Genomic DNA, 22,404 nt, shown 5'->3' with positions numbered 1-22,404 from the left:
GAGAAGGATTAAATAAGAATTCAATTACCAGTACGGAGACCCTTCCAAATCTACTCCCTGCATTCTTATACGCATGGACGTAGTCTGCGTGATAACTTTATTTTCAAGCAAAAATATTATCACCTCTTCTGAGTTCTTATTGGATAAAGATTCCAGAGAAAGCCCTTTACCTTTCATCCGATTAACAATTGATTTGTACCACCTCACATCAACGCGAGCCCTTTCTTCGTCTGCATCCGAATTAGGATTTAACCTTGCCTCTGCTAAAGCAATGTTGATTTCTTCCAGTTCTCTTTCCAACAACGATTTATCTGAAACAGATGTTGCAGTTGGCTGCAAGTTACTCTTTTTGGACTCTGGAGCTTCTTGTTTGGTTTCTTCTGGTTTTCTTTTGCAGGCTTTTTCAACTTTTCGAGATTCCCAAGAAGCATCATTTTCAGGCGCTTCAGACTTCTCGGGTTCAGAAAATGTAACCGACTTTCCCTCTGTTTTCCTTATATCCATCAGCTGACTTCCTTGTTCTGCTAGTCCTGACAGTATAGTTGTCGAGATAACCATTTCATGTGCCTTGAACTACCAATAATCGAAGAGTGAGCTGATAAAAATGATGGTCATCAGGATATGCAGAAGGTAGAACCTGCCTTGCTTCAATTGGGCTACCGTTAGTTCGGTCAAAAATGACAGTAAATTGACGCCCATCAGGAAGTTTCAGAAGCATGCTTTTATTGGCTAATTCACTGAGAGACTGCAGTTCAACGACTGTTGAACGATCTACCCAACCGGCGTCCAAACCTCCCGATAACTCTATGGGTCTACCCGATTGTTTTGACTGCTCCTGGATCAGCAAGCCTCCGGTCAGGCTGCGGTCCTGGCTCTGGGCCACCGGGTTCCAGTCGAACTCATTAATCCATAACAAATCGTCAGGCAGTGTGATGCTATCCAGTGTCATCAGGCAGACCTCATTCCGGCATTTTTCAGAGCTTCCAGCAGTCGTTTTTCATCACCCGGCTTAACGCCAACATCCACCTGGCCGCCCGGATACTCCAGACGAATGACTTTCTCTGGTGATCTACTTTGGGTGGGTTGCCTTTGGGTTTGAATACGTGATTTTTCCTGTTGAGCTTGCTGCTCCCTTTGCTTTTGTACTTTCTCTTGTTGCTGAAGCTGGTACTGTCGCTGCTTCTCGGCCCGGATCGATTGATTCAGCGAGAGCGCCTTCTGCAGGTTACTCACCGCCTGAGAGTCACCGTCCTGTTTGGCGATGGCCAGCTCCAGTTCGAGGTCTTTCTTTCGGGCTTCATAGCGACGTTGCTCGATATCGCCCTGCCTACCCTGAAGGCGATCCAGTTCATCCTGAAGGCTGTCCAGTGTGCCTTGGGTGCTGTCTGACAGCCGTTGCATACTGTCGTTGGCTTGTTCGATGGCTTGATTCAAACGATCCAGGTCTTGCTGGTTGAGCAGGTTCAGTTTGTCAGCCAGGTATTGACCATCGCTGGCCATCTGTTGGGCCGACACAGAGCCGTTTTCATAGCTCTGCACCAGGTCTTCCAGGGCGATCTTCTGCTCATAAAATTCAGCTCTTACTGAAGCGGCATTGGTCGCTGTATCCTTCATCCAGTGTCCGATGCCGGTGGTATCCAGTCCGACATTGGCAGTGGCCAGAGCCTGGACTTCCTCTTTGGTTTCAGCCAGTGTCGCTTTTAGCTGTCCCAGCTCACCCAGAGTGTCAGTGGTATCGATCTGAGTAGCGCCTTGCATGTTGAGGAAAGTGTCTTCTGCCTGGGCGCTCAGACCGTAGAGTTCGGAGGTGATGTTGTTGTAAAAACCCACTAAACCATTGAGTGTGCCGGATGCACGTTCTGCCCCCTGTGCCTGTTTATCACCGGCCTCATCCACGGCATCACCCAATGACCGGGCAGCCCCTGCTGCAGACCGGGCACCGTCTTCCAGCTCGGCCAGCTTCTCTCTGCTGGCCGCTAATGCTTCGTTGTATTGTTCTTGGGTCAGGGTACCGTCCGCGAAAGCTTGAGACAGTTTTACGGCCAGATCAGCCAGCTCTGTGCGGGTTTCGGCAGCATTGATCTGTTTCAGGGCATCGGCGGCATCGGTGAAGGCTTTCTTGGCAGTCTTTGCTGACTCAACGTAGACCGAGTTGAGCTTGACGACGTCTTGTTCAACGGACGCTGTCGTTTTTTTGCTCTCATTACGGATGGCTTGCTGCGAACTTTGGCTGGATTGAACAATCGTTTCACCCAGTGACTGCCAGCTGTGGTTAATGTCCTGCACATCTTCTTTTACCGCTTCCCTGAAACCCGCCGACACCGCTTTCAGTGATTCACTGAAGGACTGGAGTTTTTGGGCTGACTCTGTCGCACCTAATGCATTCAACAGACTGCCCATGCCCCCGGAAACGGATGAGATAACTTCGCTGAACACCAGACCAAAAGACTTAACAGCCAGAGTAAAACCATTAAACAACAACCGTACAGCGTTACCCGTCAGAGTGAAGGTATTGTTGAGACTGGTCAGTGTGGAAGCAATACGCTGGCTGGCAGACTGAATACTCGCCACCACACCTTCAAAAGTCAGCCCGGTAAAGTTGGCCTTGATCGCCTCACCCATCTGCACAAACGCATCACTGACGGACTGAGCCAATCGAGACAAACGACCATCTTCAGACATAATACTGATCTGGTCCGAAAGGCCTTTGAGCTGATCCTTGGCATAAGACAATGCGCCACTCTGAGCTACCTCATCCAGAAAGTTCTGCCAGCTGTCTTTCAGGTTGCTGACATAACCGGACAACAGGCTCATATTCTTGGCCGCTGCACCTTCTGCACTTTTGCCTATCTCTGCAATCAGCAGAGCAATGGTGTCCCGCCCCAGCTTTCCGGCAGACGACAGCTTCTGCAATTCCTGCACATTTTTCCCGGTGGCCTTTTCCAGCAATTCCCAAACGGGAACACCTCGCTCCACCAGTTGTAAAATTTCCTCTCCCTGTAGTTTCTGTTTTGCCCACGCCTGACCGACTGCCAGCGTGATGCCATTCAGCCTCTCCATGCCACCGCCAAGTTTGGAAGCCTGATCCACAATGGCCTGCATGCTGCCATCCATGGGATCAAGGCCGAAGGCTTTTAGCCGGACAAACGCCTCGGAGACTTCTTCTAACTGGAATGGTGTGTTGCGGGTGAAGTCTTTAATCCACGCCAGCGCCCGTTCACCTTCAGCCATAGAGCCCATAACGGCCTCCAGCTGAACACTCAAACGCTCAAACTTATCGCCTGTAGTCAACATGGACTCAATGCCACGTTTAATGGTGTAAAGGCCTGCTCCCGCTGCAACCAGAGCAGCGAATCGTCTGGTTAAACGACCAATACCTGATGATGCCTGCTCTGCCTCTCTGGCTACTTTCTTCAGGGTATCTTTCTTGAGGGTTCGGTCAGCAGCTTTTGCCTTTTTGTTGGCTTTCTCAAAGGCATAACCGGTTTCTTCTATTTCACCGCTGAGTTTTTGCTGTTTCTGTGCCAGCCTGGCACTGGACAGTCCTGCCTTATTCAGCTGGTTCCTCAGATTGGCCAGTGCTTCACGTTGACGACCATAAGCAGTGCTACTCTTTCTGACCTCTTGCCTTGCTTTGGCCAGAGCGGTTTTCATCGCCTTGGTGGGCTGCTCGGCACGATCTACTTCTTTTGCCAGTGCAGCCACTTTCGTCTGGGCTGCTCGAAAGGCTTTCCCGGCCTCAAAAGTCGCCCTGGTTTGCTTTTCAAAAGACGTGAGTAATTCTTTTTGGTCTTTCAGTTTGCCAAGCTGGTCTTTCAGGTCTGCCGCTTCGCCCTTCAGATAATCAAGGGATTTAGCCGACTGTTTCACCTTGCCTGACAGCGCATCTTTTGCCTTCAGGACTAACTGAATGGCGGACTGTTTGAGTGAGGCCATGGTCTTTTTTTATAGAGAAATAAGCCCCGGAAACGAGGCTTTATAGATAAGGGAGTTACTGCGCGAGATCAATTTGCATAAATGTGCTCAAGCCAGAGGCAGTGATGGTGCTGTCTGCCAGCACATCAAGTTCCAGCGGAATACTGGCAAAATCATCGGAAATAAAATCCAGATTCTGCACTGGGGAAAACTTCACCCGATGCACACGGATATTAAATGCCTTGCCATCCTGTGCATCGTTCAGGCCTTCCATGAACAGCACGAACTCCTTTCCGGATTCGATCAAAGCCTGCACCATATCAGAAGCCAGTGGCGTATAGCTGACTGTAATACCAAGGTTATCAATACCTCCGCCTGCAATGACTTTGATCCCAGCCTTGGTCAGTGTGTAGTCATCACCTGCAACCAGAGTGGTACTCAGGCTGTCCTTAACCGTAATGGCTTGGGTCAGGTCAGGCATTTTATCGAACGGGATCAGTTCATCAACCACGCCAAAAGACGTGTGGGGTTCATCGGTAACTGCTGTGGTTGATCCGGCTGTAGCTGATCCACGTAGCGCCATAGCCAGATTATCTGCCGTAAAGTCGTGGGCAGTGAGGCTGGCAGAAATAGACGAGATCCGGCTGATAGTGTTTCGGTTACCGCCACCGCCCAGGTAGTTTTTCAGTTCCTTTTTATCTTCTTCAAAACTGAACTTGAACTCGCTGACGTTACCAACGGGCAGCAGAGGTGCGCTGCCATCGGCAGGTTTGAGGTAGATGCTTCCGGCACCAATAAAACTACGGTCCATCGTAGACATGGTTTTTCTCCTATCTTGTAGGCCATGGGTTAATCATGGGAGGGTTTTACATGTTAGAAATGCTGTTTGAACAGCTCAATGTATTTGGTAGACAGTTAGAGGTTTGTTGTCTGAGTCCAATGACTGGCTTCTTTCGGAACGGATATTGCCATACCTGTCCACAGGACTCCGGCAGTCATACGGTCTGCGCCCGGATGACCGATGAGTTCCTGCAATTTTCCCTGTCCAAAGGTAACGACCTCATCACACCCAATCCTGCGTTTGGCTTTCCCGGCCTGAAAGCCGGTGACCGCTGGTGTCTGTGCGTAAGTCGCTGGGTGGAGGCTCATAAGGCAGGTGTCGCTCCGCCGGTTTACCTGGCTGCAACCAATATGGCAGCGCTTGAAATGGTTGACTTGGCGACGCTGGAGCAGATGGCATTGGATTGTTATTAAACGACGACTTCAATGTGTAGCTGCAAGTCAGCAAACGAAAGATGGGCATTGCTTGGGGCAATATCAAACCGGGTTTCACTGAAACTGATATTTCGGGCTTCTGGTGTGAAGCGTTGCCCGGTGGTGAATAGCTCGCGGATGGAGCGGGTTAAATTCAGCAGGTTGTAAGTCGTATCCTTGTTGGTTTTGGCCACGGCACTGATATTGAATTCCATCCGGTACTTGGCTCGTTGGCCCTGTCGTTGTTCTTCATTGATGGATTCCAACTGCACCAGTATGGCCGGGAGGTCTAAATCCTGTTCCTGACCTGTAGCTGAATAACCAAGGAGGGTATTTTCAGAAACCTGCTGTAGATGCGATAACAGACTCTCAATAATCTGTCGTTCAGGATTCAACGTTGAAGGCATAATTCAATTCCTGATAAAGCAGTTCAGCAAAACGATCCAACAGCACTGGGCCCAGTTTTTTCAAAGACGCTTCGGCCTTCGCTTCGATAGGTACGGTTTGCTTTTCCAGCGGTAAGCCCATCCACATCCAGCGGCCTGAGCGTTTGGATTGCTGGTAACGGTGCTGCCAGTTTGCCTGGCGCTGAAAAACCAGAGTTTTATCGGTATTGTGCGGTTGCAACAAAAAACTGCCTTGCCAAAAACGACTGCCAACCTGAACGCCTTGGCGGGTTTGCCTTGGATTGCCAAAGCGATGCGCTCCCACTGGGTTGGTACCAATCCAGACCGTCATATAACGTTCCTTACCTGGGGTTCTGTTACTGCGCACAACAATCCGGTTCAGTGCTTTAATTTGTTTTTGTGATAGGTTCAGTTGCCGGGATAAATCCCGTAATACCTGACGTTCAGCCCAGCGACTTAACTTGGTCAACGCCCTTTGAATAGCTTGCTCAGTTTTTTTCGGTGAGTCTTTGAACAGTTTGGTTAACGCTTCAATGTCACCACTGACTTCCTGTTCAATGAGCATAGATATTCCATTTGGCTAAATAGCCATCGTCTTTTAGTTTGCGATCCACCTTATAAACCTGACCATTGACCGACAGGGTATCGCCTCGCTTGAGCCGGATAGCACTATCTACTGAGAGAACGGTGACTTCACCCTGAACAGCTTCATACTGGCCAAGTTCCACCAGTTCCCTGCTGATAATGCCCCAGGTTTCCAGTGATGTCTGATCAGAAAGCGTCACTAAAACCGACTGCCCAAAAGTTGAAAGAAGGGTGTGATCCAACACTTTGAATGCTTCATCCATTTGAGCAGTCTCCTTTCTTAGCTCATGGTCAGTTTGATGACTGCCCGTGGTCGTAGATTGATTGGCAGCGGATTAGACTGGGTATGAACAATCACGCCTTTCTCAAAATCCATTACCTTCTGCTTGGCATAGCGTGGCAGGCCGATGGTGTTGACGGTCTCGACAAAGTCTGCCGGTGCAAACCAGGTTCTGAAGATATCTGCACCCGTTGGGTAAAGGTACGCTTCATTGGCTGCGACAAAATCATTGCCGCCCACTGAACCCCGGTATTCTTCCCAATCAATATCGGCAAAACGGAATCGGCCCTTGGGATCGATACGCAGTGCTTCGCCATCCTGCCAACGTTGATAAGCTTCTTTGACCGACTTGTGGCCCACCAGCCCATCAAAGAAGTCAGAGCCACAGAATGCATGGAGGCCACTGTAGGGCAATGCACCCAAAGCATCATCAACCAGACGACGAGCTTTTACGCCCTGAGCACGAACGTCGGTAGTCGTGCTGCTGAATTTAAAATCATGGGTCTGCTGAGTGACACCAAACTCATCAAACAGGTTGTAGAGTATGGTGCTGCCATCGCCATCCAGGATTTCACCCTTGAGGGCACCCATACGCAGAAACTCCAGCGTTACCTCGTGGTTGGCGTTCATCTTCTGTAAACGCTGGTTAACCACAGTCTGAACGCCTTGCATGGCATCTTCACTGCCAAACTGACGAACATTCTGCACTTCGGCAGCAAGAATAGTGCTGTCGTGAGGAATATGGGGCACAACAAAACTACGCAGCTGACGTTTATCGCCAATAGCCTGAGTCGCCGGTGCGCCTCGCTCGGTCGATGGCAGCAAGCGGAGTTCACCATTAATGCTTTCCACCACGACGGTTGTGGTATTGATACCACTCTCCTGAAAGAGTCCCAGTTGCCCAAGACGACCAGGCTTGTAGTCCATCTCATTGATGGTGGCGGTCAGACTGGTAAGGCTGAATGCATCGTCATTAAAAATATCCAGCATGTTCTCGCTCCTTGATAACGGAAATAGGAATGTGTGAAGAAAGAGTTACAGCAGAAAAATCAGGACGGGTTATTCCGTGCGCAGGATAATATCCAGCCCGGCCAGTTGATCCACGGCCGTTGCCTTTTGCTCATCGGTGATACCGGCAGGCCAGATCAGCAGGCTGTCCACTACTTCTGCCAGGCGGGCGATAATGACACCATCAGCACCCGAGGCATCCGTCACTTTGCCAGCGTAGAGAATGCCAGCAGCGGTTTCAGTGCCATCCGCTGCGGAAGGATCAAGAGAGCTGTAGATACCATCAGCAGAAGCCTTGCCGACTACAGTTCCGGGCTCCATCGTAAGGTTCGCAGCCAGTGAGACCTGCTCACGACTAATGGTGTTGTTTCCTTCAGACACGAGAAATTCACCGGTATAGACCGATTCCGTTTTTACACTCATCGTTAAAGTCCTTTTTTGAGGATTTATATGGAGGGGTTATGCTCTGTTGCGTCGGCTGTAAATAGCCTGCGTATCAATAGCGACAGTGGTTTGCTTTAAGCCCTGCTGTTGTGGGGTAAGGGCTGTATTGATCGGGTCATCTTCAGCGGTCACTAGTTCAAACAGGGTATTTTGAACGTCGAATACTGAGAGGTCGTCTCTTATGAAATCCGCAGCTTTATCCGGGAAGCCTGCTGTCTGACAGAGGTTCTTAATCTGGTCATAGCTGGCGAGTCGAACCTTGACTTCATCTTCCGACAGTGACGCTTTAAGAATTGCAGAGGTTTTTTCTGGATAACCAGCCCGACTGCAAAGATCTGCAATAGCCACAGAATCAAGTTGAGGTTGCGACTTAACTGATTCTGTCTGACCTTGAGCTAGTCCATAGCTGTCTGGTGCATTACTGAACATGGAAACATCAAACCGGGCAGCAGCCTTGATGGGAGTATCCATCTGATCAACCAAGCCAGCGGCCATTGCTTCAGTCGCCGTGTACCAAGTCTCGCTATCCATCAGGGCTTTCATTTCCTCAATGGTTTTCCCGGTTCGGGCAGTGTAAGAGACTGCAATACTGTCGGCGATCTTATCCATAACATCGGCGGTTTTTCGCATGGCTTCCGCGTCGCCCTGCGCCCAGCCATAGGGGTTATGGATCATCATCATGGCATTCTCAGCGATGGTGATCGTATCTCCGGCCATGGCAATGACACTGGCAATGCTGGCCGCCAGCCCTTCGATGGTGACATGGATATTGGCTTTGTGCAGGCGCAGAGCGTTATAGATGGCAATACCTTCAAACACCATGCCGCCCCGACTATTTAGGCGGACATTGATCTCTGTGGCATCCAGATTGCGGATTTGATCCACCACACTCTGTGCCGAAACGCCGTACCAGTCATCAATATCATCAAAGATAAACAGCTCTGGTGTCTGATTCGCTTCATTCTTAAAGGTGTACCACTGTCGACTATGACTCATCCCTGTCATCCTTTTCTGGTTGATTGGAAGCTTTATTGTTTTCCGGGTCACGGCCATCGCTGTCGTATCTTAATGAATGGCCATCTGCCCGGCGATTATCAGCGGCAATTTCGCCATCCATTTGCTCACTGTCAAAACCCAGCTCGCTGACCACTTCGGAACGGGACTTAAAACCAGAGCGCACTGCCATTTTCTGTGCCTGCATATCCTGAACTGGATGCATATACGGCCAGCCATGGGCGATCCATTTCACACGACGATAGTTTCTTGGTTGATTGCCATAGTCAGGAATGGAGACTGTGCCATTAAGCACCGCCATATCCAGCCAGCGATTCCAGACTGGCCGGCAGAACTGAAAAATGATCTGGTTATGCTGAATCTGCTGGATGCGACGACGGAACTCGTTGATGATCAGGCGCAGCGCCCGATCACTGACTCCAGCCATATCGCCAGAAAGCAGCTCATAGGGCAGTCCGATACCTGCGGCAATCGCCATTAACTGCTGTTTCATAAAATTGGGGTAGTCTGCGGCGGTACCCGGTGGGTTATTGAATTCGACCTCTTCACCCGGTGCCAGTTCTTGCATGGTTCCAGGTTCCATTGCCACCATGGGCAGACCATTGTCGCCAAAGACCAACGGCTTGCCAGTCAGAGGATCAATAGGGTCTTGTTCTGGCGATGGTTTCTTAATAAAGCCGGTGAACAGGTTGGCTATTTCCTGTCGTAATAGCGTGGCATCATCAAATTTATCCAGGTGATAGAGTCTGACTAATACCTGAGTCAGCAATGGCTGACCTCTCAATTGTCCCGGACGCAGGGCTTCAAATATATGAAGCACATTTTCGGCCTTCACCCTGGCCAGCTTGGTGCTGTCAAAAGCAAACTCAGCTGGATGCTCCCGGTGAAAGTAGTAAGCCACCCGCTGACCCAACTTATTGAACTCAATCCCGGCCTTAATCACATTGCTATTGTCTAATGTCTCGTTATAGCTGATGGGGACAAACTCGGATTCCAGCACCTGAAGTTGCAAGGGAACGGATAGCCCATCTTCTGGCCTTCGGGGACGAAGCCTGACAAAACACTCACCACCTTCAAACATGGCGCGAGTAATCAGCGATTGCTGTCCGGTGAAACTTAGCAAACCATCAGCATCCGATTCATCCGACCACTGCAGAAACAGGTTTTGCAGCTGTTCCCGTAAACCATCGTCGTCCAGCAGAGATTTAGGTGTAATGCCACGACCAACCACATTACTGACCAGCTTTTCCAAACCACTGCTGGCCCAGGGGTCATTGCGGATTGCTGCCCGGGAACGGTTAATCAGTTTGGACAGATCAGCAGTGAGTGCGGTATTTGCAGAAAGCCCTGGTGCATACCAGCTTTTGGCTCGTCGTCCCATGCCTGCGGCGGTGTAGGCTGAGTTTTTGAAACGACGAAAAAGGTTGGTGAGCAATCCCATGCTCAAACTCCCTTGGATGAATAGATGCCGTATTGCTTTGGGCGTTTCTGTTGTTTAATCAATTCACGCTCAATGGCTTGCAATCGCCTTTCCATTTCGGCGAAGCTGCTGTACTCCACCCGGCGGCCTTCAAATTCCACAGTACGGGTCTCACGCAAGAGCACTGCCCGTTTCAGGGCCTGATATTCTGCCTCAGTAATCATGGGGGTTATCTCTGAAGGTAGGAACTGCGGGACGAACGACGAACTGCTTTTGGCTTATTGCTGGTTTCTTCTAATTCAGGATCAGGGGTGTCTTCTGGTGCTGGTCGGCCTTTGGCGAGCAATTCCAGGTTGATGCCTCGGTGCTGCTGGAGGATACGGATTGCTGCCAGCGAATAGACTCTACAATCCAGTGCTTCGTTTCTACGGTTCTTGGCATCCCAACTAAAATAGGGCACACCGAGCCGGTACTTCTTTATCTTTTCTTCTGCAGTGGCCTGTTTGAAATAATCTTCATCAAAGCAATCCTTGACTGGCCAGTGACAGTAACCCTGTCCGGGCTCTAAAACTCGGTAACGCTGATAGATAAGCTCTTTCGCAGTATCGGTGCCGACCAATGTCAGGTAGACCCCTTTCTTGTTTTTGGTTTTGGGAAATGTGGCGATAGGTTTGCCAGCCTGAGATGAACCCTTAACTGGAATTGCCCAATCGGCTCCTTGCTTACGACAGAAAGCATACACCTCATCGGTGTAGTGACCACCAGAGTCAATGCAGACCTGAGCTACATTCATTTTGATGCCATCCTGCCGGGTGTAAGTTTTGTGCAGCATATCCGTCAGGGCATCCCATATTGGCTGACGGGATAAGTCACCGTATAAACGGACATAATCAATAGACCAGCTTTCCTCTCCAGCTCCCCAACCCGTCACTTCAAACTCAAAGCGGTCATCCTGGACATCACAGCCAACCGTCAGTATCTCCACCCACCAAGGCAACTCTGCCGGGTAATGTTCCCTTCGCTGGTAGAGCAAGGTATGTTCTACCGTTTCACCTCTTTCCGTCCATGTCTCACCGAGAACAGTATTGGTCCAGTCCTTGAACTGTACCGGGTTACTTTTGGCGGCGAGAAAGTCCTCTACTGCATTTTGCCAGCTGTACCAGCCATTAGGGCTGTAGAGCGAACTCAGGTGAAAACCGGCTACCTTGCTACTCTTTTCAGTTTCAGCCTGCCAATGGCCATTAGTGAGCAGTTTGGGTTTGTCTTTTTCATAATGCTTGTGGCCACACTGCACACACTCAAACCGAGTGGTTGCCGGATCATGGTTATCAAAGATGATCTGAGCCCAGACGATCGGTTGGTAGTGTCCACAGCTATTGCAGGGAACCAGATAGCGTCGTTTATCACTGCTTTCATAAGCCGCTTCAATCTTGCTGGTTTCTGCAATATTGGGCGTACTGACCATCAATATCTTACGGTTACGGCTAAAAGTGGCTGTTCGCTTGATCGCCAGATTGATAGGACTGCCTTCGCCATCCACATCATCGTCGTAGGCATCTACCTCATCCATGAAGAGAAAACGGGCGGGCATCGAGCGCAACCCTGCCGCTGAGTTGGCTCCGGTAAAGATCAGCACACCATTGGGAAACTCTTTGGTCAGCAATGTATTGCCACTGTCACGGCTCCGTGGATCTTTTACCTTCTCCCGAAGATCAGGCATTTCATCGATCATCGGAGCAATGCGCTGCTTGGAGGTTCGCTTTGCCATATCCAGCGTGGGCAGCACATACATCATGGGACCCGGCGTATGGTCAATCACATAGCCCAGCCAGTTATTGCCACATTCAGTGCCGCCTACCTGGGCACCTTTCATAAATACCACCTGCTCAACAGGCGACGATGGCGACAGGCAATCCATGATCTCTTTCAGATACGGTGTGCGGGAAGTTCGCCAGCGACCTGCTTCTTTGGTGGCTTTGGCAGGAAGAATTCGTTTCTGGTCAGCCCACTCGGAAACGCTCAGGCGAGTGTCTGGTTTTAAACCAGCAAAAAAGCCTGAAAGATAGGGGCTGTTCATAGAGTATTTAATTTTTTTGAAAAATCAGACGCAACAGAAAGTCGCTATATGAATCCTTACAACTTTAACAACTAATTAATAGTATTTTGTTGCAACAAAAATAATAATAAAAAGCCTTGAGATAAATGCATTCTGTTCACACAAAAATATTTCATATTCATTTCATTTCTAACTTAAATATTTCAATTCCAACACCTTCGTAAAGTCGATCAAATTTTATCCACTTATCTCCATTAAAATACCCTCTACCTCTACACATATTGTACCAAGCATTTTTGTTTGCAGGTGTAGTAATATATGACTTTCTCTCGTGGTTTTTACCCCACTCTAAAGCAGTTGAAACTAAAGACCTGTCAGCACTAATGAATTCTGTATGTGCTATATCGTTGTGGGTGTATCTGACAATTAAACCACAGTCACCTTTGATTGAATTGATGTTTTCTTCAGTACTTTTTTCAGAATCAAATAAAACTCTTGACACTTTGAAGTGATTGCTTAGCTGCTTCCTCATTCGTGCTTCACTGCGCAAGTTATTAGTAGATATTGCATGCATTTCCTCATCGGAAATTGGCAATTTATTTTCCAGATATGAACAAACAACAGCAGCATTAGAGCACGTTTTAAAAGGTGGTGAGTGTTTTTTTAAATAAGTATTAATTTGGGAATAATCTCTAATTGAAACAGCTTTAGTTGTATTTTCAAATATTTCAAGTGACTTATTATGCTTGACTTGTTTATCGCCATCATGGGCTTTCACGGTCCTAGAAAATGCCAGTCGTTCAGCTTCTCCATTTTGGGCAGGTGATTTTGGATCAAAATTATCGGGGTTTATTTCCTGTAATTTACTATTGTCTGCAGTTCGAATCTGATTAACCGGCATATATACAGCCCTTGACTTGATTTTTTTCTAAGTATAGACATACTTATGAGTTATTCGTTTTTCCTTGTTTTACTTCCATAAATCTGAGGTCTTTCTTAATAAGCTTTATTACCTTGTCATCAAGTGAGTTCATTGAGTATCGCTTCCAACTCTTCCTGAAGTAGCTCCCCGACTTTTCTTGGATCATCCTCTGCCGCAAGCACATCCGCCATTCGATCAGGAATGGCCAGCAGTCCATCCCTTATAATCCGCCCCGCCTTGAAAGCATCCTGCTTTACCTTTGCTGCATCAGTCAGGGTGCCACTTTTTTCCTCATACTCCAGCTTAGCCATCTTGGCTTTGAACGCTTCCCGCATAGTGCGGGCAGTCACAAAGTCAACGGCTCCTGGTTGTGTGGGTGCAAGGTCGGTGGATTGATCGGAACGGATAAGCGTTACTGGATCAGCATTGGCTTTCATGGCCTGCTGTGCCTGCACTGAATCCACCTTGCCATTTTTCAGTTTCACAATCCCTTTTTTGATCAGCTTGGTGACATAGCCTTTGGTAAAGCCTTGCTGTCTGGCAAATTCCGCTTGTGAAATCAGTGCCATGGGAAGTCATACCTACAGCCATCTCATTCAATATGGGCATTCATCTTAAATTTTCTCGACTTATCGTGGCCATCCCCTATAGAGCTACTGCGACAACAAAAAATGAATCAATAAAGGATGTACTTATGAACGAAATTGCCACGTTAAATGATGCAGTGCGAAAGTCACTGGTGAATCTGGAGGTAAAAAACAGTCTTGCTCTGATCAATTGCCGGTTTGAAATCATGATGACCGCTAACCTGCAACATACCATTGAAAACAAAGTCGGTTTGCTGAAAGCCATTGCCGAATTTAATCAGTTCAATGAGCAGAATGATCCCTATGGCGAGCACGACTGTTTCCGCTTCAAATTCGAAAATGAGTGGATCATTGCAAAATTTGATTATTACGCCCCGGATATGGAACACGGCTCTGAAGATGCTTCGGATTTAACCAAAACCATCCGGGTGCTGACCATTATGCTGGCCATCGATTATTAACGACGAAGAAAAACAACCATGAATAATGAAGCCCAATTGATCACTCATTACTATTCCTGTGCCGGAATTCTGGATCAATTAAGTGACCAGACCCGCACACCGGCAGAATTGTTTGGGGATGGGGAGCTGGAACTGATTTATAACCTTTGCCGTTATAGCCAGATCATCAGTGAGATCGAACAATCAAAAAATGACGAAGAAGGCTTTCCCGGAGTATTTGATTATGAAGTCTCTGAAATGCTGGCCGCTCAACTCTGGATTGCCTTGTGTGAGCAGCACCCGGAATTTGAGCCCTGGGATTTTCCTGATGAAAGCCAATTCAGAAATCTGTTAGAACAGCTAATTGATGACTGGCTTAAGCAGCGCCTTCCCAGAGAGTTAACGATTCAGCAATGGCTGGAGAAACGACAGTAACTCAAACGCCACGGATGGCGCCAGTTCGAACAAAAAAGTATACCTGTTGCGCCATTTTTAAAACCGGGATTTCTTGTTAATTATCAGCAGGTTAATGCCAAAAAGTATACCAAGGGTATACCTCGTTTTCAGACTTGCCACTAACGAAAAACCGCGCCCGTTCGTACCCGCAAAAAGTTAAACATTGCAGGGACCCACGTTGTTTTTAATTTGACAGTTTGAAAGCCGTTACCTACTGAAAAAAACATTGTTATATCAACCATATAGAGAGATTTAAAAAGCAGAATAAAGTTTGAGATATACGGCAGATCACCCATAGTTAAAGTGTAAAAACATTAAACAACGCAAAGGAGAAACATCATGGCTACTAATAAAAATACCGCTAAAACTACTGATAAAAAGAACGCAAAAGGAGATAAAACCATGGCTAATAAAAGCACTGAAAAGAAAACTAAAAAGTCCGACTCTGAAAAGTTTGCTGAACTGGCAAACATCCGTGTACCCAAAGCTCTTCGGATATTGAAATCCATTTCATCATTGGCCAACGATGACAAATATGAGTACACCGAAGCCCAATCTACCGCCATTACCAGCGCTTTGAAATCCGCTGTTGATGATCTGTCTGAATGCTTTAAAAACGGAGGCAAAAAGGATGAGGAGGTATTCCGCATTTAATCAACCAATCAACCTATAACGAAGCAGGCGATAATGCCTGCTTTTTTGAGTTTGATGATTATTCCTGCACTATCGGAACATCACTAAACACCGGTAAATCGTCACCATTCGACGTTTTCAATATTGATTATGTACCCTATTGCGATGATCGAATGACCCGCCAGATCGACGTAGTAACGAGCCTATATGATGTTTAATCTTTACCCACATATTGAAATGAACAGGTCAACCGATCAAACGAGTGCTTGCTTAATATCGACTGGGCAGGCATGCCGACTCGCCCCGGCTTGCGAGTCATTATCCAACGGTCCGATTTGTTCATGGCATGGATCAAGGCAGGCGACGTGGTGACGGTATTCACCTTGTAACCCTGTTTCCGGTACAACTCGCAGATATAGCAGCGCAACTGAAAGCCAATCCCCAGGCCCTGATAATCGGGCAATACCACCGTTCTGTGCAGTCGTTTCAGCTTCTTATTGCTCGGATGAGGAAAGTGCAAGACGCTGCACCAACCCACAGGTTCACCGTTAATTTCAGCAATGTATTTATGGGCAGAACGATTGTGAACACTGCTCAGATAGTGAAATGGCCTAAATAATGGCCACTCTGATTGGTCGGCTTTGCGGACATCGATGCGGATTTCGGGTCGCCGAAGACGCCTCCGTTTGAAGGTATGCTTGTTGCAGTCATAGACCCAATCCGGTTGCAACCACTCCACAATGTCGTAATGACAGCTGACCGCAATGAACTGCTTGTCCTCCTTTCGGATAAACTTCTGGATAGCAGCACTGCCGATCTTGGCCACCTGTCGATCCACCACCGAAGTGAACTCGTCGTAGATGACGGGCTTATCGGATTCCAATATTAGCCTGGCAAGTTCGGCTCGCATCTTCTGGCCGTTGGAGAGTACCGCAAACGGCTTCAGCCAATCCGGGGGCGAAGAAAAACCCACTTTGCTTAGAGATTCGGTAATTTGCTTGGCGCTCAGGTCCTCACTGAAATCATCCACTACGGAGCGATCTGACCAGTCAAACCCTGAGAACAGTTCAAAGTCCTTGAAGACTTCTCTGGCAATGGTCGTCTTACCGGAACCACTGGCACCAACGATCAGGCCGATATTCCACGGTTTGTCCTCAATGGGAATATCAACGTCAAACTCCTTTTTGACGGACTGCATATCAATATCAAACATCCCTTTGACTTTCTCAGTGCGGAAAGAAGGCTTGATAGCGGACTCCACTACAAACTTTGAACTCGGCATTTCAGTCCCTTTTGTGTCAGTTCGTCGTAGATTTCCTGCTGATGGACTTCGTTGTCACACTCTACCAGGATATTGAAGATTTCGGTGTATTCCTCACCATTGGGTTTCTGCTCTGGTTCAGGGGCAGGATCATCAAAGAGCGTTACTATAAAATCGTCTTTAAAACCGAGCAGATTCAGATCAAAGTCTTCCGCTTGCAGGGCTTCGACTTCCCTGGATAGTACGTCCATATTCCAGCTTGAGTTCAGAGCTATGGAATTATCCGCTATGACGTAAGCCTTCTTCTGGGCCTCAGACAAACCAGCAAGCACGATACAGGGAACGGTTTTGAGATTCAGTTTCTTCGCTGCCATCAAACGACCATGGCCAGCAATAATACCATTTTCCTCATCAATCAACACTGGATTGGTAAAGCCAAACTCCTTGATAGACGAACAAATCTGGATGATCTGCTCTTCATCGTGAACCCGGGAGTTGTTAATATACGGAATCAGTTCGCTGACCTTACGGTCCAACATTTTGTATTTTTTCGCTGCCATCCTTAGCGCCTTATTTTGTCTGCCACCTTCTCAATGCCCCGGCTGGCGATATACCCGCCAATACCCAACTGAACGATAGAGAACAGTTTAAGTTCAACCGCTTCTGATAAATCCGGTGCCGACCAGCCAAGCCAGCGAGCGACGATCAGGGCAGTAAATACCAGCATCACAATGGGACGCCAGGATCGTTGTAGCCAACCATCACCCTGAGCCTCAGCCTTGATAACCCCGGCACGCTGAACCAGTTCATCCAGCTCCCCTTTGACCGCCATATCCACCAGTTGGTTTTTAGCTTGGGCCGCTTTGTCAGGATCAGGAATGATTCGCTCAATAACTTTACTTAAGACCGGAATAGCAGCAGCCCAGCTCATTTGATAGTCTCCAGCCAGTGCTCAACGACAAAGTTCGGGCAAGTTTTGTAAGGCGTGAAATAGTAATGGCCAACGACCTGAGCCTCTGGATAACGCAGCTGTAAAGATTCAACCAACATTTCCAGCATCAACCACTGGGCAGATGTGAAGTTATCTTCCGGTTCGCCATTTTGGTTGATGCCACCCACCATACAGATACCAATGGATTCATGGTTATGACCTCGAACGTGAGCACCCTGAACCTGAGAATGTCTGCCATGCTGAAGCTTGCCATCCCGTTCAATAATCCAGTGATAGCCGATATCCAGCCAGTCATTCTCTTCCACATGCCAGCGTCGGATATCGACTGCTGTGACTTCCTGATCTGCCCGGGTTGCCGAGCAATGAATCACAATGAAATTAGTTTCCGTCCTTGGAATCATCGCTTCATTTCCTGAAGGCTATTTTTTGAAAAAGAAGGCCACCAGGCCAATCAGTGCAGACACAACCAACCAGCCAAGTCGTTCAATACCGGCCAACAGGACACCACGGGAACTGCCCTGGAGTTCCAGTGCTCTGATCCGGGCTTCCATCTCACTCAGTTTGGAATCCAGCTGATTCATATTGTCGTTTTGGTGGGCGATACGCTCTTCAATCCGAGCAAGCTGGGATACTGCCTCGCTCAGCTTGTCCAGCTTCACATCGATGCGATCCAGACGGTCGGAGAGGTCAGTCATGAGTGCGTCCTGCACAGGGAAAAAATTGGGGCAATAAAAAACCCCACGCCATTTCTGGGTGAGGTTTTGCATTTTGAGAAACTATGCCCTATTCAGTAATCATTGGCAAGTTCAACTTACAGATAATGCTATTTTAGATCAGCTAAATCGTTTGCAATTTCCTCTGCCATGTCAATCATCATTTCATCTACGCTTGGAGCTAACACCCCCCTGGTAGCTGAAGATTTGGAGTATAATTGCGTCCAAATTGTTTGTCCTGTTTCAGCACTAATCAGTTTCAGAGACATTGCTATTTTTGTAGGCGTGGCTAATGGGAATTGAGCTTCGCCCTGTGCAAAGCGTGTTACCCTCCCTTTTAAGAGGGCATCAGCATTTATCAATCTCTTCTTGGCAATTATTGTATTTTCATCAAGCAATTCTGAAGGTAAACGATGTTCAGAAACAATTGCGCCTGTCTGAGCGCGATCAACTACAGCATCAAAAACATCTCTATTTGCTATGACCATTGCGATCATATCCGCAGCAGTATTGGCATCTGGAACACCATCAAACGGCAAGACTGCAATACGATCAACCTCTGACAGCGAAAAATTAGGATTGGTATAACCTCGTTTTGAGGTAGAGCCACAACCTGTCAATATCAGAGCTGAAAATACCATAAAGAACAGAATTTTTATTGGTTTCACTGTTATCCTTTCCTTGCTTAAAATTATTCGAACCAATATATGATTTAAACTGTTACATCTCAATAACAACATCAATAGATAATGGAGCTTTGCTTATTGGTTGAATCCAGCCTGATAGCAACTAAAGCTTCTCTATCCAAGTCTTTATCGCATAGAGCCCAGTAATATTCATGCCAAATTTGGAAATCACGCCTCCAATTCTGCCGACAAATCCGACATTTTTTTATCACCAAACTGACAGGGTAGAGATGCCGACCATTAGTCACATAACTCCGATAATCCAGAACGGTATAGGCCACCACATCTCTGATCTTCTGTTGTGTCGCCTCCCGATAATCCCGCTCACTCTCCGCCAGTTTCTCTGTAACATCCTGCTCCAACCATTCAAAGAAACGTCTTTGCTCAGGTAACCAGTGCTCCGTTCTTGGCCCGTACGCCCACTTTGCCCAGGAACGAAATGGCTCATCAAGGTTTTCCACTGCCGCTATCACCTTACCAGCTTCCACGGCATTGCAGATCAGCAGGTTGTTGTCCAACTTGCTCGATTGACTACCAGCCCGAAATGCCAACGGATTAGCCTCAAACCCTTTGCTGGTAAAGTGAATGGCATAGGCATCGTGAATAGCCTGTCTTGCTGAATAGAATTTCATGCTGAGTCTCCATATCGGGCAATGAGCACAGCATCAGCACGACCATTGTCTTTTTTTCGATGAACATCGGCCTCTGGATAGAGGTCTAACACTTTTCCCCGAGAGGCATCCTTGTGAGCACCCATCAGACCTGCAGAGCGTTTCCAACGCTGGGGAGTCACATAGGTCAGAGGAAAACCCATTAAGCTGACAGCGGCTTCCACAGCGCCATAGGAACGGCCAAAATTGAACATGGAGACCACGCCTTGTCCGGGTCTTGCTCCTACTTTTTCCAGATAGACCATCTCTACCTGTTGCCGGGAATAGCCACCAATGATTTTCATCAGGCCATGACCGCTTACTTTTTTCTTTCCTCCCTCAGGGATAATGGGCATATCTTCCAATTTGATGAGTTCCTTATTCTGACTGTCCAGAACTGCTATACCTCCCGTAAGCCCCGGATCAATTCCTATAATAATTTTGTCCATAACTTTTCTTCTCTTCTTATCCTTGAAATTGTCTCTTGAACCTCCCGCCCTTATGCTTTCGCCATGCTTCCCTCGCCCCTCCCCCTTTTACCTCCGCTCTCCTAAAGGAGAGAGCGGGGTGGGGGGTGTGGGTCGGCTAAAGGCATCAACCTACCTGGAGGCCTTGAAAATAAAGGGGTCCAGGGGGATGGAGGGGGTTAAAATATAAGGTCATCTAAAAAATGCCAGTAGGGGGTACTTTTTTGGTTAGATTTTGATCAGTTTGACTAGTCACTTTTGATTGCCTCCTGCCCCTTTTCAGTGACCGTAACAAAAGGCGCATCAACCGCTAAAAAGCCCCGGTAAATCATCGTATCAATGGTTCTCCGCCAGTGCTTGGAACAGATAAAACCTTGCTCATAGCAATCATCCTTGAGGTTTTGAAGTTCTATCCGAGCATTCAACGGATCACGACCACTTTTATGAAGAGTCTCCTGTGCGTTTTCAATTAGGCGATTCAGGGCTTCAATAATTTTGACCTGACGCTCTCCTATCCGGTTTTCAGGGGCATTTTTGGATTTGAACCCGTCTGTCATATTCGGGTCATAATGCTTTAAAACACAGCTGTATTGAGGCTCACCTTCCTCATCTACGAAGGGCAGCCGGACAGGGTGAAACAGAAATTTGATGGGGTCTGGTTCATCTGCATCCTTCATCTTCTTGGCGGTAATGGTGATTTCGTCGTCTGATTTCACCACTGCATACTCAGCATCCAGTGCACCTTTGAGAGCACTGTTACCACGAGCCCTATCCTTACTACCAACTCCTGTATGGTGGACGATCAGCACGTTGCATTGATACTTGGCCCGAAGTAACTGGTCGATGTGGTTGATAAAGGTATTCATCTCCTTGGTGGCGTTCTCGTCAGCAGGGCCGAAGTTTCTCGCCAGAGTATCAATAACAATCATGGAGGGAATTACACCCCCGGTTTCTTCCACAATTTCCTCAATGCTGGCACTGACCAGCCGGGCATTACCCAGGTCCGTGAGGGAGGCAGCGCACTGGCTGATATAAATCGGGGCATTACGCAGGTTGTAACCATGGGATACCTGCCATGCCATTAAACGCCGGGAAAGACCATTAAAGCCTTCCCCTGCGATATAGAACACGGGCCCAGGACGTTTGACCGGCTTGCTATGCCAGTCTTTGCCTGTGGCAACGCAGCACGCCAGATCGATGGCAGAAAAGGATTTACCGCAGGCAGGCTCACCAAACATCAGCGACAGGCTGTCCATTTCCAGAAAGCCCTTGATAAGCCAGTTAATCGGCTTCACGCCCTTGACCAATTCTTTAACATGACTGAAGGCAAACTCAGGCTTAGTAACGGGCAGTGGCTCAACAAGAATGGACGAACCGGGGTTATTGTTGTTATGGGTGCGGGAAATGCTGGCAATCGTGGTATTCAGCTCTGCATCAGACAAGGGTGGATGATTGGACTGATTCCATTGATCAAGGATTGCCTTCACTTCCCTGAGAGAGAAATTCTGGCGCAGCAACTGTCCGGCCATACTGGCGGCGGCATTATTGCGACCCTGACCTTCTGCCAGATTACTCCCGTCGTGTGGCAATGGGTACTGATCAGTAGAGAACCCCAGATTACCCGTTGGTTTTTCTTCAGCAGCCTGGCCATTAAAACCATTGATGGTGGCAATATCATCCGGGGAGAGCATAGGCAGATCGTGAAGGTCGGCTATATCCATATACCCATCCGTTTCCCACTGATAAAGCGTACCGTCAGCATGGGTACTGCCGGGAGCCACTACATAACCGCCAATGCCCCGCAGGTCGATTTTGTTCTTTCTCACGGAGTTATGAACGGGATAGTCCGAATTGACCTGAAAGTAGTAGTGCTTGCCTTTACTGGTGATGGCTCTTAATGGTGTGCGGGTAATGGCGCCTTCTTCGATAAACTGCACCGCTTCTGCACTGTCTGCATCGACGACTACGACACCATATCCGGTGATTACTGCCCAATTGGTGTGTGGGTAGAGTTTGATCCAGTTCTCGATGGCACTGTCATCCGGTGCTTCTTCCTGGTATTGCTTCCAGCGAAACCGGGGGGCTTTTGGCCATTCAGTTTTTGCTTTCTCTTTATCCCCAGAACAACGGCCATCGACAAACCAGGCAGGAGGTTCTTCAAATGGAGAGCCGAGCGGGACAATGGATAAACCGGCTTCGTTCAGTTTCCAGGCTTCTGTTGCGGTGTTGGGCAAGCTCGCTTCCATACAATGAG

At 48.1% G+C, this 22,404-nt stretch carries 28 protein-coding genes; 4 read left to right on the top strand and 24 right to left on the bottom strand.

Annotated features, from left to right (window positions below):
* Window positions 1–24 precede the first annotated feature (24 nt).
* From ACOMG9_RS13625 to ACOMG9_RS13610, 4 genes are read right to left on the bottom strand one after another with little or no spacing between them, the layout of a single operon-like run.
* Complete coding sequence (locus ACOMG9_RS13625) at window positions 25–504, bottom strand: hypothetical protein (RefSeq protein WP_494530378.1); 480 nt, start codon at window positions 502–504, stop codon at window positions 25–27.
* A 55-nt stretch (window positions 505–559) separates the two neighbouring features.
* Window positions 560–949 carry a hypothetical protein gene (locus ACOMG9_RS13620; RefSeq protein ID WP_494530377.1) on the bottom strand — a complete coding sequence of 130 codons (390 nt, stop codon included), beginning with the start codon at window positions 947–949 and terminating at the stop codon, window positions 560–562.
* Window positions 949–3,936 carry a tape measure protein gene (locus tag ACOMG9_RS13615; RefSeq protein ID WP_494530376.1) on the bottom strand — a complete coding sequence of 996 codons (2,988 nt, stop codon included), beginning with the start codon at window positions 3,934–3,936 and terminating at the stop codon, window positions 949–951. Before ACOMG9_RS13615 ends, ACOMG9_RS13620 begins: the two co-directional genes overlap by 1 nt.
* A gap of 55 nt (window positions 3,937–3,991) precedes the next feature.
* Window positions 3,992–4,735, bottom strand: coding sequence for a phage tail tube protein (locus ACOMG9_RS13610; RefSeq protein ID WP_494530375.1), 744 nt, complete (start codon window positions 4,733–4,735; stop codon window positions 3,992–3,994).
* 50 nt (window positions 4,736–4,785) lie between these two features.
* On the opposite strand from ACOMG9_RS13610, the gene ACOMG9_RS13605 reads away from it, so the two are divergent.
* Window positions 4,786–5,169, top strand: a complete 384-nt coding sequence (locus ACOMG9_RS13605) for a DUF2237 family protein (protein WP_494530158.1) — start codon at window positions 4,786–4,788, stop codon at window positions 5,167–5,169.
* On the opposite strand, the gene ACOMG9_RS13600 is transcribed toward ACOMG9_RS13605, so the two are convergent.
* From ACOMG9_RS13600 to ACOMG9_RS13550, 11 genes are all read right to left on the bottom strand, one after another.
* Complete coding sequence (locus ACOMG9_RS13600) at window positions 5,166–5,576, bottom strand: phage tail terminator family protein (RefSeq protein WP_494530374.1); 411 nt, start codon at window positions 5,574–5,576, stop codon at window positions 5,166–5,168. The genes ACOMG9_RS13605 and ACOMG9_RS13600 overlap by 4 nt on opposite strands.
* Window positions 5,554–6,141, bottom strand: coding sequence for a hypothetical protein (locus ACOMG9_RS13595; protein ID WP_494530373.1), 588 nt, complete (start codon window positions 6,139–6,141; stop codon window positions 5,554–5,556). The genes ACOMG9_RS13600 and ACOMG9_RS13595 overlap by 23 nt, the downstream gene beginning before the upstream one ends.
* The gene (locus tag ACOMG9_RS13590; RefSeq protein WP_494530372.1) at window positions 6,131–6,424 is read right to left on the bottom strand and encodes a head-tail joining protein; all 294 of its coding nucleotides are present in this window, start codon (window positions 6,422–6,424) and stop codon (window positions 6,131–6,133) included. The genes ACOMG9_RS13595 and ACOMG9_RS13590 overlap by 11 nt, the downstream gene beginning before the upstream one ends.
* A 17-nt stretch (window positions 6,425–6,441) precedes the next feature.
* On the bottom strand, window positions 6,442–7,431 hold the full coding sequence (locus tag ACOMG9_RS13585) for a major capsid protein (RefSeq protein ID WP_494530371.1): 990 nt from the start codon (window positions 7,429–7,431) through the stop codon (window positions 6,442–6,444).
* A 69-nt stretch (window positions 7,432–7,500) separates the two neighbouring features.
* On the bottom strand, window positions 7,501–7,872 hold the full coding sequence (locus ACOMG9_RS13580; RefSeq protein WP_494530370.1) for a head decoration protein: 372 nt from the start codon (window positions 7,870–7,872) through the stop codon (window positions 7,501–7,503).
* Between the two features lie 36 nt (window positions 7,873–7,908).
* Window positions 7,909–8,889, bottom strand: a complete 981-nt coding sequence (locus ACOMG9_RS13575; protein WP_494530369.1) for a head maturation protease, ClpP-related — start codon at window positions 8,887–8,889, stop codon at window positions 7,909–7,911.
* Window positions 8,879–10,348, bottom strand: coding sequence for a phage portal protein (locus ACOMG9_RS13570; RefSeq protein WP_494530368.1), 1,470 nt, complete (start codon window positions 10,346–10,348; stop codon window positions 8,879–8,881). Before ACOMG9_RS13570 ends, ACOMG9_RS13575 begins: the two co-directional genes overlap by 11 nt.
* A gap of 2 nt (window positions 10,349–10,350) precedes the next feature.
* Window positions 10,351–10,551: a phage head-tail joining protein gene (locus ACOMG9_RS13565; protein ID WP_066015960.1), complete on the bottom strand. Its 201-nt coding sequence runs from the start codon at window positions 10,549–10,551 to the stop codon at window positions 10,351–10,353.
* Between the two features lie 5 nt (window positions 10,552–10,556).
* Complete coding sequence (locus tag ACOMG9_RS13560) at window positions 10,557–12,404, bottom strand: phage terminase large subunit family protein (protein ID WP_494530367.1); 1,848 nt, start codon at window positions 12,402–12,404, stop codon at window positions 10,557–10,559.
* 157 nt (window positions 12,405–12,561) lie between these two features.
* Window positions 12,562–13,284 (bottom strand): hypothetical protein, encoded by a 723-nt coding sequence (locus tag ACOMG9_RS13555; RefSeq protein WP_494530167.1) that lies wholly within the window; start codon window positions 13,282–13,284, stop codon window positions 12,562–12,564.
* A gap of 119 nt (window positions 13,285–13,403) precedes the next feature.
* On the bottom strand, window positions 13,404–13,874 hold the full coding sequence (locus ACOMG9_RS13550; protein ID WP_494530168.1) for a hypothetical protein: 471 nt from the start codon (window positions 13,872–13,874) through the stop codon (window positions 13,404–13,406).
* Between the two features lie 125 nt (window positions 13,875–13,999).
* Here ACOMG9_RS13550 and ACOMG9_RS13545 point away from each other — a divergent pair, with 125 nt between their 5' ends.
* The 3 genes from ACOMG9_RS13545 (at window position 14,000) to ACOMG9_RS13535 (ending at window position 15,442) form a co-directional block, all read left to right on the top strand.
* Window positions 14,000–14,353 (top strand): DUF3768 domain-containing protein, encoded by a 354-nt coding sequence (locus ACOMG9_RS13545; RefSeq protein ID WP_494530169.1) that lies wholly within the window; start codon window positions 14,000–14,002, stop codon window positions 14,351–14,353.
* Window positions 14,354–14,371: 18 nt separating this feature from the next.
* A complete protein-coding gene (locus tag ACOMG9_RS13540; RefSeq protein WP_494530170.1) occupies window positions 14,372–14,767 on the top strand; it encodes a hypothetical protein in 396 nt (131 codons plus the stop codon).
* A 360-nt stretch (window positions 14,768–15,127) separates the two neighbouring features.
* Window positions 15,128–15,442: a hypothetical protein gene (locus ACOMG9_RS13535; RefSeq protein ID WP_494530171.1), complete on the top strand. Its 315-nt coding sequence runs from the start codon at window positions 15,128–15,130 to the stop codon at window positions 15,440–15,442.
* Between the two features lie 193 nt (window positions 15,443–15,635).
* Here ACOMG9_RS13535 and ACOMG9_RS13530 read toward each other — a convergent pair whose 3' ends face one another.
* The 9 genes from ACOMG9_RS13530 to ACOMG9_RS13490 all read right to left on the bottom strand — a co-directional run bounded on the left by ACOMG9_RS13530 (window position 15,636) and on the right by ACOMG9_RS13490 (window position 22,396).
* Complete coding sequence (locus ACOMG9_RS13530) at window positions 15,636–16,703, bottom strand: GNAT family N-acetyltransferase (RefSeq protein ID WP_494530172.1); 1,068 nt, start codon at window positions 16,701–16,703, stop codon at window positions 15,636–15,638.
* Window positions 16,682–17,242, bottom strand: a complete 561-nt coding sequence (locus ACOMG9_RS13525; RefSeq protein WP_494530173.1) for a ParB/Srx family N-terminal domain-containing protein — start codon at window positions 17,240–17,242, stop codon at window positions 16,682–16,684. Before ACOMG9_RS13525 ends, ACOMG9_RS13530 begins: the two co-directional genes overlap by 22 nt.
* 2 nt (window positions 17,243–17,244) lie before the next feature.
* Window positions 17,245–17,613: a 3TM-type holin gene (locus ACOMG9_RS13520; protein WP_494530174.1), complete on the bottom strand. Its 369-nt coding sequence runs from the start codon at window positions 17,611–17,613 to the stop codon at window positions 17,245–17,247.
* Entirely contained in the window at window positions 17,610–18,035 is a 426-nt protein-coding gene (locus ACOMG9_RS13515; RefSeq protein ID WP_494530175.1) for an N-acetylmuramoyl-L-alanine amidase, read from the bottom strand. The genes ACOMG9_RS13520 and ACOMG9_RS13515 overlap by 4 nt, the downstream gene beginning before the upstream one ends.
* Window positions 18,036–18,053: 18 nt before the next feature.
* Window positions 18,054–18,329, bottom strand: a complete 276-nt coding sequence (locus ACOMG9_RS13510) for a hypothetical protein (RefSeq protein WP_494530176.1) — start codon at window positions 18,327–18,329, stop codon at window positions 18,054–18,056.
* A 128-nt stretch (window positions 18,330–18,457) separates the two neighbouring features.
* Complete coding sequence (locus ACOMG9_RS13505; RefSeq protein ID WP_494530177.1) at window positions 18,458–19,015, bottom strand: LpoB-related protein; 558 nt, start codon at window positions 19,013–19,015, stop codon at window positions 18,458–18,460.
* Window positions 19,016–19,086: 71 nt separating this feature from the next.
* Entirely contained in the window at window positions 19,087–19,665 is a 579-nt protein-coding gene (locus ACOMG9_RS13500; protein WP_494530178.1) for a bacteriophage antitermination protein Q, read from the bottom strand.
* Entirely contained in the window at window positions 19,662–20,132 is a 471-nt protein-coding gene (locus tag ACOMG9_RS13495; RefSeq protein WP_494530179.1) for a hypothetical protein, read from the bottom strand. The genes ACOMG9_RS13500 and ACOMG9_RS13495 overlap by 4 nt, the downstream gene beginning before the upstream one ends.
* 266 nt (window positions 20,133–20,398) lie before the next feature.
* Complete coding sequence (locus ACOMG9_RS13490; protein ID WP_494530366.1) at window positions 20,399–22,396, bottom strand: AAA family ATPase; 1,998 nt, start codon at window positions 22,394–22,396, stop codon at window positions 20,399–20,401.
* Between the last annotated feature and the right edge of the window lie 8 nt (window positions 22,397–22,404).

It is taken from the genome of Endozoicomonas sp. PH6C (genome assembly GCF_059322965.1).
The sequence above is the reverse complement of the archived record's forward strand: the minus strand, read 5'-3'. Positions and strand labels throughout refer to the sequence as shown.